General features: G+C 66.1%; 13 protein-coding genes. 10 read left to right on the top strand and 3 right to left on the bottom strand.

From position 1 onward, the window contains the following. Positions 1–27 precede the first annotated feature (27 nt). The 9 genes from A37U_RS0114215 to A37U_RS0114175 are packed head-to-tail and all read left to right on the top strand — an operon-like array spanning position 28 to position 9,256. Positions 28–969: an aromatase/cyclase gene (locus A37U_RS0114215; protein ID WP_026197218.1), complete on the top strand. Its 942-nt coding sequence runs from the start codon at positions 28–30 to the stop codon at positions 967–969. 53 nt (positions 970–1,022) lie between these two features. Next, positions 1,023–1,847 carry an aromatase/cyclase gene (locus A37U_RS0114210; protein ID WP_020497314.1) on the top strand — a complete coding sequence of 275 codons (825 nt, stop codon included), beginning with the start codon at positions 1,023–1,025 and terminating at the stop codon, positions 1,845–1,847. Further along, the gene (locus A37U_RS0114205; protein WP_020497313.1) at positions 1,840–3,399 is read left to right on the top strand and encodes a class I adenylate-forming enzyme family protein; all 1,560 of its coding nucleotides are present in this window, start codon (positions 1,840–1,842) and stop codon (positions 3,397–3,399) included. Before A37U_RS0114210 ends, A37U_RS0114205 begins: the two co-directional genes overlap by 8 nt. Before the next feature lie 23 nt (positions 3,400–3,422). Beyond that, a complete protein-coding gene (locus A37U_RS0114200; RefSeq protein WP_020497312.1) occupies positions 3,423–3,722 on the top strand; it encodes an antibiotic biosynthesis monooxygenase family protein in 300 nt (99 codons plus the stop codon). A gap of 27 nt (positions 3,723–3,749) precedes the next feature. Beyond that, entirely contained in the window at positions 3,750–5,417 is a 1,668-nt protein-coding gene (locus A37U_RS0114195; RefSeq protein WP_020497311.1) for an FAD-dependent oxidoreductase, read from the top strand. Beyond that, entirely contained in the window at positions 5,410–6,450 is a 1,041-nt protein-coding gene (locus A37U_RS0114190) for a methyltransferase (RefSeq protein ID WP_026197217.1), read from the top strand. The genes A37U_RS0114195 and A37U_RS0114190 overlap by 8 nt, the downstream gene beginning before the upstream one ends. Before the next feature lie 6 nt (positions 6,451–6,456). Continuing rightward, positions 6,457–7,221 (top strand): SDR family NAD(P)-dependent oxidoreductase, encoded by a 765-nt coding sequence (locus A37U_RS0114185; RefSeq protein WP_020497309.1) that lies wholly within the window; start codon positions 6,457–6,459, stop codon positions 7,219–7,221. A 12-nt stretch (positions 7,222–7,233) separates the two neighbouring features. Then, the gene (locus tag A37U_RS0114180) at positions 7,234–8,472 is read left to right on the top strand and encodes an FAD-dependent monooxygenase (RefSeq protein ID WP_020497308.1); all 1,239 of its coding nucleotides are present in this window, start codon (positions 7,234–7,236) and stop codon (positions 8,470–8,472) included. A 10-nt stretch (positions 8,473–8,482) separates the two neighbouring features. After that, entirely contained in the window at positions 8,483–9,256 is a 774-nt protein-coding gene (locus A37U_RS0114175) for a cyclase family protein (RefSeq protein WP_020497307.1), read from the top strand. Between the two features lie 8 nt (positions 9,257–9,264). On the opposite strand, the gene A37U_RS0114170 is transcribed toward A37U_RS0114175, so the two are convergent. Then, the gene (locus tag A37U_RS0114170; protein ID WP_020497306.1) at positions 9,265–10,074 is read right to left on the bottom strand and encodes an ABC transporter permease subunit; all 810 of its coding nucleotides are present in this window, start codon (positions 10,072–10,074) and stop codon (positions 9,265–9,267) included. Then, entirely contained in the window at positions 10,071–11,006 is a 936-nt protein-coding gene (locus A37U_RS0114165) for an ABC transporter ATP-binding protein (protein WP_020497305.1), read from the bottom strand. Before A37U_RS0114165 ends, A37U_RS0114170 begins: the two co-directional genes overlap by 4 nt. A 134-nt stretch (positions 11,007–11,140) precedes the next feature. On the opposite strand from A37U_RS0114165, the gene A37U_RS0114160 reads away from it, so the two are divergent. Beyond that, the gene (locus A37U_RS0114160; protein ID WP_083933503.1) at positions 11,141–12,349 is read left to right on the top strand and encodes a nucleotide disphospho-sugar-binding domain-containing protein; all 1,209 of its coding nucleotides are present in this window, start codon (positions 11,141–11,143) and stop codon (positions 12,347–12,349) included. A gap of 7 nt (positions 12,350–12,356) precedes the next feature. Here A37U_RS0114160 and A37U_RS0114155 read toward each other — a convergent pair whose 3' ends face one another. Then, entirely contained in the window at positions 12,357–13,118 is a 762-nt protein-coding gene (locus tag A37U_RS0114155) for an SDR family NAD(P)-dependent oxidoreductase (RefSeq protein WP_020497303.1), read from the bottom strand. Positions 13,119–13,151 lie beyond the last annotated feature (33 nt).

The following is a 13,151-nucleotide window of genomic DNA, read 5'->3' as shown; positions in this document are numbered from 1 at the left end:
GTTCCACGCACCGAAAGGCGATCGAACATGGTTACCGGCGCTCCTGGAAAAACCAGGCACGAGACGTTGATCGAAGCACCCGCGGCGACCGTCTACGCGATCGTCGCCGGTGCGCGCGAATGGCCACGCTACTTCACGCCATGCCTGCACGTGGAACGCGAGGATCTTTCCGGAGGGCGGGAACGGCTGCACATCTGGGCGCTGGCCGCGGGGACCGTGAAGAACTGGACGTCCATCCGGAGCGTTGCCGAACAGTCCCGCCGCATCCGGTTCCGGCAGGAAATCCCGGCACCTCCGGTCGCGGCCATGAGCGGACTGTGGTCGGTCGATGAAGGGCCGCACGGTCGGACTCGGCTCGTACTCGACCACGAGTTCTCCGTCATCGGCGCGGATCCCGCCGATCTCGACCACGTCGCCGAGGTCACCGAGCACAACAGCGCAACCGAGCTGGCGAACATCAAATCGATCGCCGAGTCCCAGCACCGCCGCGCGGATCTCGAACACAGCTTCGAGGACTCGGTACTCGTGCGGGGCACCCCTGAGGCCGCATACGAATTCCTCTATGCGGCGAAATCCTGGCCCGAACGGCTCGAGCACGTGTCCGCGATGGATCTGGTGGAGAACACCGCGGGAGTGCAGTCGATGACCATGCACACGTGCACCGCCGACGGTTCCACACACCGGACCGAGTCGGTGCGGATCTGCTTCCCCGGGGAACGCATCGTCTACAAACAAACGGTGCCGCCTGCCCTGATGCGCGCGCACACCGGAACCTGGGTGATCCGCCCGCGCGGCGAGGACACCGAGGTCGTCGCGGGACACACCGTCGTGCTCGCCGAAGACAAGCTCGACGTCCTCGGCGAGGGTACGGATGCCGCGACCGCCCGCCGATTCGTCCGGGACCGTCTCGGCGCCAACAGCACGGCGACCCTGCTTGCCATGAAGTCCTTTGTCGAAGCGCGCTCGTGAGCACCGAAGAGAAACACGAGGTAGCAGCAGTGTCCACAAGGGATACTCGAACCGTGATCGAGGAGATCACGGTGGCCGCCGATCAGCGGACAGTGTTCGGTCTCGTCGCCGATGTCGAGTCCTGGCCACGATTCCACCCACCCGCCGTGCACGCGCGCTATCTCGATCGCGGCCCCGGAGCCGATACCGTACGCCACTGGTCCATGGCGAGTGCCTCGGTTCGGCAATGGGATGCGCGCCGGGAACTCGATCCCGATCGGTCCCGGATATCCTTCGAAAACCTCGCCCCCGTCGAGGCCAGAACACGGGTGACCGGGGAATGGGAATTTCATCGCACCGCAACGGGCGAAACCCGAGCGCTGATGCGGCACGACTACCGCACCGTGGAACCCGAACCGGTGGCCGAGGAGATCGGCGAACGGATGCGCACGAACAGCAGGCGATACCTGGAGACCTTGAAGTACGCCGCGGAAAACAAGGCATCGCTGCGTTCCCGGTCGCTGACAGTGGTGCGGGCACGGACCCTCGACACTGAACTCGACCGGGCCTACGCACACCTGGTCGGCACCCCCATCTTGTCGGACCACCTCCCGGATACGGCCGAACCGGTCCGGGTGCTGCTGCCTCCGCGCCTGGTCGTGCACAAGCGGATCAGCTGTCCGGAGGACCGGGTGACCCATCTCGGCCGGTACCAGCTGACCGAGACCGGAGACGGCGTTCGGATCACGAGCAGGGATACGGTCATTCTCGCGCCCCGGACGACGGGCGGACCGAGCATCGCCGAATCGCGCGAACGGGTACGCGCCGAGCTGATCGCGGACCGGGAGCAGAACCTGAGCACTGTCGAGCACCAGCTGAAGGAGCAGTCTCGTGTCTGAGCGCAGCCCACGACGGGACAGCAGGACGGTCCCGGACACCACGATCGACGGGATTCTGCACGCGGCGGCCACCGCCTGGCCGGAGCGCACCGCGATCCGTACGCAGGACGCCGATATCAGCTTCGCTGAGCTGGACAGTACGGCCACCCGCTGTGCCGGTATCATCGCGAGCAAGCTCGGTGCGTGGCACGCCGTCGGTGTCGTCACGACACTTAGCGTCGAATTCGCCGCCGTGTTCTACGGAATCGCCCGCAGTGGTAACACGATCGTCACGATCAACCCTCTCCTTCGCGACGCCGCGTTCGAACACATATTACGGTCGGCCGAGGTTCGGATGGTCTTCGTGCCACGCTCCCTCGTCGACCGGTTCTCCGCGCTCGCCCGGAATATCCCCCAGCTCCTGCGCATCATCGCCCTCGATCCTGAGGACGACAGTGCGCCCCGGTTAGCCGGTTTCCTGCGGGACGGCGCCGACCGGACCCCCGGGGCACCGGATCCCGGGCCCGGTTCCCTGGCATGTCTGCAATTCACCAGCGGAACGACAGGGGCACCCAAGGCGGTGATGCTCTCGCACCGGAACCTGGTCAGCAATGCCGCGCAGGTGGCGTGGGCCCACGCCCTGACCGAGGAAACCCGGATACTCAACCATCTGCCCTGCTATCACCTGATGCATCTCAATTCGGCGATCTACGCCGGGGCAAGGCAGACGCTGTGTCACGCCACGGATTCGGTCGCCGCACTGGAACTCGCCAACTCCGAAGGCGCACACCGGTTCTACAGCCTGCCGGTACACCTGGCCACCCTCGCCGCGCGCGACGAGGAACTGCCCGCGCTCGAGACCGTCACCGCGATCCTTTCCGGCGGCTCGGCACTGCCCGCCGCAGCCGCTCGCACCCTCTCCGAACGTCTGCGTGTCCCGGTGCTGCAAGGGTACGGACTCGCCGAGGCGGCACCCCTGACCCACTCCGACAGCCTCACTTCCCCCAAACCCGGATCGGTCGGCTATCCCCTTGCCGGAACCGAGTGCCGGGTCGTGTCCCTCGATGACGGGAGCGAGGTTCTCCCCGGACAGAAAGGGGAGCTGTGTATTCGAGGTCCGCAGCGCATGCTCGGCTATCTCGCCGATCCCGATTCCGGGGCGCTCACCGGGGACGGCTGGCTGCGCACCGGAGACGTCGGTTATGTCGACGCCGATGGCGCACTGTATCTCGTCGACCGCATCAAAGACGTGTTCAAATGCGACAACGAGCTGGTCGCTCCCGCCGAACTCGAAGGGGTGCTCGCCGCTCACCCCGCGGTCGCCGAATGCGTCGTCGTGGACATTCCGCACCAGTTCAGCGGAGCGGTTCCCTACGCACTGGTCCGGATAGACCCGGAATTCGACGCTATTTCCCCCGCCCGACTGACGGAGTTCGCGAACGAGCAGCTTTCGGCATACCAACACATTCGGTTTCTCGATGTCGTCGACCGTATTCCACGAGAGGCCAACGGCAAGATATCGCGCCGGGCGATCCGGGAACGGCTGCTTTCCGCACATGTTCCAAGTAGATAACCGAGGATACAGGAGAAAACCCGATGGTCACACTGGTCAACAAGCTCACCGTGCACGGCGATATCGCGGAATTCGAGAAGGTGAGCGAGGAGCTCACCCGATACATGGAAAAGCAGCCCGGCTACGTTCGGTACGCCCTGTTGCGTTCGATCAACAAGCCAGAGGTCTTCGTCGAGATCGCCTGGTGGATCACCGCCGAAGCGCACCAGAACGCCATCAAGAGCGCGGGTTTCCAGGACCTTGTCCAGCGCCTTGTCGCGCTCGCCTCGGTCGAACCCGATATGTACTCGCCCGTACGTGAAGGCAGTTCCATTCTCGACTGAGCGGAGACCGAACCGGAAAGGCTTGCCATGACAACGGAATCGGGTACCGAAGTCCTCATCGTCGGAGCGGGGCCGGTCGGGCTCGTCGCTGCGCACGAACTGAGCCGGCACGGCCTTCGGGTCCGGGTGATCGACGCGCGAACCGGACCCGCGGACACGAGCCGCGCGATCGCCACCCATCCCCGCTGCCTGGAAACCTATGACCAGATGGGCGTGATCGCGGATGTACTCCCGCGTGGGCAACGGATCACCGCGTTCACCTTGTACCGCGAGGGGAAGAAACTGACCAGGCTCAGCGCCGACTACACGACAACGCCGACCCGATACCCCTTCACGCTCGCCATCGAGCAGGAACAGACCGAGCAGGCACTCCGCTATGCCATGCACCGCAGGGGCATCGCCGTCGAATGGGGCGTGCGGCTCGAGACCTTCGAGCAGCTCGGTGACCAGGTCCACGCGACACTGCGGGCAGCGGATGGCACGGTATCCAGGTTCGCCGTTCCGTGGCTGCTCGGCTGCGACGGCGGGCACAGTACAGTGCGAAAGACTCTCGGACTCCCGCTGCTCGGCCAGTCGAGCGAGACCTGGATGATCGCCGACGCGCGGGTACACACCGATGTCCCTGCCGACAGCATCTACTGGGTGCACACCGGTGGGCGCACCCTGATGATGGCGCCGCTTCGGGACGGTCGCTGGCGCCTGCTCGACACCGCGCGCACCGAACGGGACATTCCACCGCAGGAGATCGCGCAACGCTTCTCCGCCGAGCTGAGCAAGGGACTCGGGGTAGCGACCAGAATCGAGAAACCGCAGTGGAGTTCGGTGTTCACCTTCCAACAGCGCATGGTTCCCCGAATGCAGCTCGACCGCTGTTTCGTCGCCGGTGACGCTGCCCATGTGCACAGCCCGGCTTCCGGACAGGGCCTCAATACCGGGATCCAGGAAGCGGTGAATCTCGCCTGGAAGCTCGCCATGGTCGCCCGCGGCCTCGCCGGGCCCGCACTACTGGAGACCTACAGCGCCGAACGCGTACCGGTCGGTGAGGCCTTGTTGCAGACGACGAACCGGGCCACTTTCCTGGTGCAGCTGAAAAACACACTCGCCGGGCTCGCCCTGCCCGTAGTGTTCGCCATCGTGCGTGCGGTTCCCGAGATCCGCCGGCGCCTCCAGCGCAAGATCCTGGGCAGGGTTTCCGGACTACGGCTCGCCTACGCGGACAGCCCGTTGACGGTCCCGGAGCGCGGTCGGTCGCGCAACGGCCCCGTACCCGGTGAACGGTTCTGCCAGATCACCGAATCCCAAGCCGGTCGACCGGGCTGGCTCGCCCTGCTCGCCGAACTGCGCGAACCCTCATGGAGCCTTTTCGTCTTCTCCGGAAACGAGACCGTGCACACCGTCGGCGCGGAGCTAGCCGAGCGGCACAGCGACTGGCTTTCGGTACGCACCATCGCCGACGATGCGACGTGCGCAACCGCGACGAGGCCGATAGTCGATGCGCTTGGCGATATCCGCGCCACGCTCGGCTCCACCGACAACGGCTGGGCACTGGTGCGCCCCGATGGTTACCTCGCCGCGCGCGGCCGAACGCTCGGGCATGCGGTCTTCGAAGAGGCGATCGCGCCCATTCACCTCGTAAGGAAAACTCGTCCAGTTCAGCTGGCCGTACCGGCACCGAAAGGCAAGGTCCATGACTAGCACACCCGAGAAAACCCCAGACCTCGGAGCGGCAAGGGAAATCCTGCGGATCGCGCGGGCGTTCAGCGAGTCTAAGGTGCTGCACACAGCCGTCGATATCGACCTGTTCGACACGCTTGCCGACTCCGGTCCACTGACCGAGGAACAAATCCGCGCACGACTCGGCCTGCATGCCCGGCTGACTCAGGACTTCCTCGACGCTCTGTTCGCCATCGGCCTGCTCGAACGGAACGGGGACCGGTACGGCAATTCCGATATGGCGCGTGAGTTCCTCACCACGGGGGCTCGGCACTCGCTGTGCGGACTCGTTCGGAACAGCACCATCCAGCACTATCCGGCCTGGGGGCGGCTCACCGAAGCGCTGCGCAGTGGCAACCCGGTTTCCGACGGGATCGGCGGCCGGAACGCGTTCGCCGAGAAGCTCTCCGACCCGAAGCTCGCCGAGCCGTTCCTGGACTCGATGGACGCGCACAATTCCACGACCGCCGACCGGTTGACCGAATGCGTCGACTGGTCCCGCTATCACCGCATCGTCGACGCCGGTGGAGCACGCGGAAACGTCGCCGCCACCATCGTCAGCGCGGAGCCACATCTCAACGCCACGGTCTTCGATATTCCCGCACTCGAATCCTATTTCACCGAACACATGAAGCTGCTCGGCACCACGGGCCGGGTCAGTTTCCAGGCAGGCGACTTCTTCACCGATCCGTTCCCGCGCACCGATGTCGTCATCTTCGGCCACGTGCTCCACGACTGGGCGCCGCAGGAACGCCAGACATTGCTCCAGCGCGCCTATCCGGCGATAGAACCCGGCGGTGCCGTCATCGTCTACGACCAGATGCTCGATGCGGAACGTCGTGACGCGCAGAAGATCCTTACCAGCTTGAACGTCCGCGTCATGCGCGAAGGAGGTTCGGAGTACAGCACACAGGACTGCGCGCGATGGGCGACCGAGGCCGGATTCCGGGTCACGAGAATACTCGAGCTGGACACGGTACGACGGGATACGGTCCTCGTCGCCGAGAAGGAGTAGCGACCGATGCCGCAAGCTTCGAGGAACCTACTGCTCTCCGGGAAAACCGCCGTGGTCACCGGTGGCTCACGCGGCGTCGGCCGGGCAACCGTCACGAAACTGGCCGCTTGGGGAGCACGGGTGTACTTCAGTTATGGACACTCCGCGGAGGCCGCCGAACGAACGGTACGAGAACTTTCCGGAACACCGGAGCCGGTTACCGCGATACACGAGGACCTCTCCGAAGTGGACGCGCCGCGCGCGGTACTCGACAGGGTGCACGCAGAGCACGGTGCGCTGGACATCTTCGTACACAATGTCTCCTCCTGGCATCAGATGTCCGCGCTCGCCCCGAAGGTCGAGGAATTCCACGCGGACTTCGCCGTCTCAACCCTTCCGCTGCTCCGCGTGGCCGAGCGGCTTGGCGAACTGCTCACCGATAAGACCGGGCGGCTCGTGGCCGTCTCCAGTTCCGGGGCGCGCGGCGTCGTCCCTGGTTACGCCAGTCTCGGCATGGCGAAAGCAGCACTGGAGAGCCTCGCGCGCTATCTGGCTGTCGAGTTCGCTCCACGGGACATATCGGTGAATGTGGTTTCGGCAGCGAAACTGGACAAAGCCGACGGGACCGTGCCCGAACAGCTGCTGCGCCAGCTGCTCGCCCGGACCCCGACCGGCAGGCTCACCACGCCCGAGGAGGTCGCCGACACGATCGCGCTGCTGTGCCTGCCTGAAGCGGGATGGCTGCACGGTCAGGTGCTCACCGTGGACGGCGGACTCGCACTGCGTGCCTGAGACGGAGGGAAGATGCCCGAGACCACAACGGATTTCTGCGTGATCGGCGGCGGCCCGGCCGGGATGACGCTCGCCCTGCTCCTGCTGCGCTCCGGCTGCCGGGTCACCGTTGTCGAGCGAAGCCGCTCACTTGCCCGGGAGTACCGCGGGGAAATCCTCCAGCCAGGCGGACTCGCCGTGCTCGACGCGCTGGGAGTGCTTGCCCCGGCCCGCGAACGGGGCGGGTACGAGCTGGCCCGGTTCCGGCTCAGCGAGGGGAGCAGGACGCTCATCGATATCGACTACCGCCGTCTCGGCCCGCCCTACGACTACTTGCTGAGCGTCCCTCAAGCGCACCTGCTCCAAGCGTTACTGGATGCCTGCCGGGCCTACGAGTCCTTCCACTACCTGCCAGGCGAGAAAATCAGCGAACTGATCCTGGAAAAGAGAGTGGTACGGGGTGTCGTGACCAGTGGGCGCCGCACAATCGGCGCGCACTGTGTTGTCGGAGCCGACGGGCGCTATTCGAAAACGCGCAAGCTCGCCGGGCTGGACTACCGGCGCAGCGAGGATTTCGACTTCGATGTGCTGTGGTTCCGCCTGCCAGCGGCCGCGCCCGCTCCGGTAGCGCACATCTTCCGGGCCGAGGGGACTCCGATGCTCGCCTATCCGTCCTACCCGGGAAGTGTTCAGCTCGGCATGACACTGCGACACAAGGGATACGCTGATCTCTCGCGGCACGGACTCGGGCACGTCAAGCAGCGCCTGCGGTGGGCCGCGCCACCGTACGCCGAGCTGATCGATGAGCACATCACGAGCATGCGGGACTTCTCGCTCCTCGACGTGTTCGCCGGTGACACCCGGCCTTGGGTCCGTGCGGGACTCGCACTGATCGGCGACGCCGCGCACACACACAGCCCTCTCGGTGCCCAGGGCATCAATCTCGCGGTCCAGGATGCCGCCGTGATCCACCCGATACTGCTGGAAACCCTGCGGAGCGGCGCGGCGAGCACCGAACTGCTTGCGGAGTTCGAGGCGAACCGGCGGCCGGCCATCGACCGCCTGTTCCGCATCCAACGCCTGCAGGGCAAAGCGATGCTCTCTCGCAGCAGGCTCGCCGGATTCCTGCGGCCCAAAGCGGCGGCGCTGGTCGGCCGTGGCCCGATCGCGGCGAAGATCACCGAACAGATCGCCTACGGCCGGGAGCGAATCCGGATCACCGAAACGCGTATCGAGGAAGACGAACCCCAACAGGACTCCCGAATCGGTTGAGAGGAACGGCATGCGCATTGTCGACCTGTCCGCACCCATCGACGCGGGCCAGCCCGAGGCCGACCAGATCTCGCACACCATCCTGAGCCCGGCCGAGGGGGCGCGCCATATGAGCGAACAGGTCCGCGCCCGACTCGGCCTGCGGCTGGATCCCGCGGATCTGCCCGATGGGGAGTTCCTGTCACTGGACACCCTGACGCTCACCACCCACACCGGAACACACGTCGACGCACCGGCGCATTACGGTTCGACCGCGAGTTACGGGGTGCCCGAGACCATCGACCAGCTCCCACTCGACTGGTTCTATCGTCCCGCGGTAGTGCTCGATATCAGCAAGGCCGAAGGGCACATCGCGTCGGCGGACCACCTGCGGGACGAACTCGATCGGGTCGGTTACACGCCGCGCCCCTTGGATATCGTGCTGCTGTACACGGGCGCGCAGGAGTGGGCGGGAACCGAACGCTACTTCACCGATTTCATCGGTCTCGATGGCGCGGGCGTGCATCTGCTTCTCGACCTTGGCGTCCGCGTTATCGGGACCGACGCGTTCAGTCTCGACGCGCCATTCGGCGACATCATCGAGCGATACACCGCAAGCCGTGAGCCAGCCGTGCTCTGGCCGGCGCATGTCATCGGACGCGATCGAAAGTACTGTCAGATCGAGCGGCTGACCAACCTCGACTCACTGCCACCGTACGGTTTCCGGCTGGCATGCTTCCCCGTGAAGATCACCGGCGCGGGCGCCGGGTGGGCGCGTGCGGTGGCTTTACTCGAGGAATCCTGACCCCGTCGTCAGTGCGTGAGTCCCAGCATCGACGACCGGGTGATGCGCCTCGCGCCGAATGCGAGAATTCCCACCGCGAGTATCCATGACACGGCCCCGAGCACGAAAACGAACAGCGTGTTCAGCACGAACAGTCCGAGAACCTGCCCGGCGATGAGCAGAATCGGTGGCAGAACGACGATCGTGCCGAGCTGATACGCGCCCTGGAACGTGCCCGCACGCGCGGAAAGGAGCACCATCGCACCCAGTGCCAGAGCGGACATCGCGGGAGCGGTCCACACAGCGAGGACCACCCAGCTCGGGCTCGGCAGCAGTAGCTGTCCCATCGTGATGGCCGTCAGGATGTCCACCACCGCCGTATAGGCGAGAAAACCGCCGATCCCGACCACCACGGCGGGCAGCCACGCGGCAAGCATCTTGCCGGTGAGCAGCTCGGCATCGGTGGCCGGGCTGTGCAGCAGCGGTTCGAGGGTCTTGCGTTCCTTCTCACCGGCGAACCCATCGGCGGCGATCGTGTTCGTCACGATCACCGGGGTGATCAGATACAGAGGCGCGAGAAAATACCGCAGGGTCAACACGGTCAGCCGGTCGGCGGCGGGAAAAGCGTCCAGTTGGGCGGAAAGTGCGCGCGGCATCCAGCCGATCAATGTCCCGGCAAGCGCCGAGTCACCGAACGCCCGGGTGACGAACACAAGCACGACGGGAAGCACGACAAGCGAGACCACCGGCGTCGAGATGAGCGGCAGATACACGCTGGGGGTGCGGATCGCGAGCCGAATGTCCCGTTCGGCGAAGGCGAACGCGATCCGTGGCCTCATACCGGTTCCTCCTCGTGCAGCCGCAGGTAGGCGCCCTCCAGGTCCGGACGCAGCGGCTCGACCCGGTGTACGCGGCCACCGGCGCGCACTATCCTCGTGACGAGCTCGGGGATCAGTTCCGGGTCGCGCACCGCGAATACGCACCTGATGCCCGAGCGTTCCCGCAGCACGACACCGGCGGGCAGCTCGGCGAGGGTCGGTTCGATCCCCTCGGCGTCCACGTGCACCACCGATTCGACCGACCAGCGCCGAGCCAGTTCCACCGGCTCGGCGAACGCCAGCAGCCGTCCCCGGCGCACCACCGCCACCCGGTCGCACAGTTCCCTGGCCTCGTGCAGGTCGTGGGTGGAAAGCAGGATCCCCCCACCATGGGTCGCGCTGATCTCCCGGATCATGGTGCGCAACCGGTAGGCGGCCTGTGGATCGAGCCCCGATGTCGGTTCGTCGAGCAGCAACAGCTCCGGACGGTGCAGCAGGGCACGGGCGAGCGCGACACTCTGGCGCATGCCACGGCTGAAGGTCGCGAGGCGATCGTCCGCTCGGTCGGCGAGGCCGAAGTCCCCGAGCAACCGTATGACGCGTTCCTCGGCCTCGGCGCGGGGTAGATCGTGGATCCGCGCGAAGAACAGGAGCAATTCGCGCGCGCTCTGACGTTCGTCGACCGCCGCGTTCTCCACTACGACCCCGGTGCGTTCGCGCAGCGAGTCACCTTCGCGCATCGGGTCCCGCCCGAACAGCCGCACCTGTCCGGAGCTCGGCTGCAGCACCCCGTTGCACAATCGGATCGTGGTCGTTTTTCCCGCCCCATTGTGTCCGAGCAAACCGACGATCTCGCCGGGGCGGACCGCGAAGGAGATCCCCTCCAGCGCCGTGTGTTCCCCGAACCGCATGCCGACCTCGGACAGCACGAGCAGCGGATCCGGCCCAGTCATCGAGACCGTCCTCGGAAAGCGGACGCGGTGACCCGTGACTCGAGGACGCCTCGATTCGATATCGACGTGCCTCCCACATCGTAGAGCCACGGGCGCGCCGTGTGCCCGCATCGGCCGACCGGAAGGTGGAAGCATTGCGCGTCCTGTTCGTGACCTACCCGTGGCTTTCGCACTACTACCCGATGGTTCCCCTCGCCTGGGCCTTCCGTGCCGCCGGGCACGAGGTACGGATCGCGGGAGCACCGGGACTCGTCGATCCCATCCTGGAATCCGGTATGCACGCCGTGCCGGTCGGCACCGATTTCGAGTCCGCACAGGTAATCCAGAAGAACCGGCTTTCCGAATCCTACACGGAAAACGATGACCGGAATGTACGGATCACCGACCATGAATCGCTCGATCCGACCGGGCGAGCGCTGGTGCGAAAATTGTCCGCCGTCGCGTTCACGATCGCCGAGGCGATGGTCGACGATCTCGTCGCCTTCGCCCGTTCCTGGAAACCCGAGCTGATCGTCTACGACGGGGTGACCTATGCCGGAGCCGTCGCGGCAGCGGTGCTCGGCGTGCCGTGCGCGAGCTTCCACTGGGGCGACCCCATGATCTACCGGCTGGAGAACATCGACCTCGGCACGGAACCCTCGCCGGAGTTCGAGCGGTTGTTCGCGCGTTACGGTGTAGAGCCGCGCGACGAGCCGGACTGGTGGCTGGACACCTGCCCACCCAGCATGTGCCTCGACACTCAGGTCTCCAGGACCTCGCTGCGCTTCGTCCCGTACAACGGGACGACGAGCATTCCCGATTGGCTGGACATCGAGCCTGGGCGGCCACGGGTCTGTGTGACGTGGGGCCTTTCCACGGCGCGCACGAGTGGCCCGGAAAGCGTGCGCACGGTGCGGGACATCGTCGAATCGCTGGCCGGCCGCGATGTCGAGATCGTGCTCGCGGTCGCGAAGACCGAGGCCGCGCAGCTGGCGGACCTCGAAGCGCAGTGGCCGAGAATCCGCGTGCTCACCTCGTTCCCGCTGCATGTCTTGCTTCCAGGATGCACCACGGTGGTGCATCATTCCGGTGGAGCGACCGCCCTCGCCGCGGTCACCGCCGGGGCGAACCAGCTCGCCATCTCGGCGCGCCCGCTGCCGATGCTGCTCGGCGACCGCATCGCCGCGACCGGTATCGGACGCCACCTTCTCCACCGGGATGCCGACGCCGAGGCGATCACGCGCGAACTCGACGAGCTGTTCGGTGACCCTGCCTATCACAAGGCGACCGAGCATCTCGGTGACGAGATGCGTGCGCAGCCGAGCCCGGCCGAGGTCGCTACCCGGCTGGCCGAGGCTGTCTGAGCGGGAATCAGCGACCACCGGAAACCGTCACCGTCTCTGCCGTGATGTTGTCGTTCGCGGCCGAGCTCAGGAACACGACGGCACGCGCGACGCTGTCCGGGCTGCTGATCACGCCCGTCGGCGTGCGCTGCTGCTCGCGTTCCCTGAGCTCGGCGGGCAGTTTGGCAAGCACCCGTTCGGTGCTCACCAGGCCGGGACTGACGAGGTTGACCAGGATGCCGTCCCTGCCGACATCGTGGGCCAGGCTACGCGCAAAGCCCTCGAGCGCCGCTTTTGCCGCACCGTAGAACTCGAGGCCAGGTCCACCGTCGCGGGCAACGTGCGAGGACAGCAGCACGATCCGTCCCCAGCCCCTGGCACGCATTCCCGGGATGACCGCCTGCGCGGTGTGCACGGTCGCGGTGATGTTGTCCTGGACCACCGGTTCCCACAGCCGCGCGGGTGCGTCCTCGAACCGGCCGGCGCGCAGTTCCGGTGTATGCCAGCGGACAGCGCACGCGACAAGCACATCGACCGGGCCCCACTGCCGTGTCACGGTCTCGACGGCCGCGCGAACCGAGCCGGTCTCGGCGAGGTCGTAGCGCACCGCGAGTGCCGTGGCCCGGTGATCCCTCAGTTCCTCGGCCATTCCGCGGGCCCGCTCCTCGTCCGTGTGAAATCCGAGGGCTACGTTCGCGTGTTCGGCGTGGAAGGCTCGCGCTATCGCCGCACCGATACCACCCGTCGCGCCGGTGACGAAGACGTTCTTGTCGTCTAATCCGAGTTCCATATCGTTCCGTTCCCCGTTGACCGTTGTCGCCCG

Origin of the sequence: Sciscionella marina DSM 45152 (assembly GCF_000379465.1) — a bacterium.
Taxonomy (GTDB): Bacteria; Actinomycetota; Actinomycetes; order Mycobacteriales; family Pseudonocardiaceae; genus Sciscionella; species Sciscionella marina.
The sequence above is the reverse complement of the archived record's forward strand: the minus strand, read 5'-3'. Positions and strand labels throughout refer to the sequence as shown.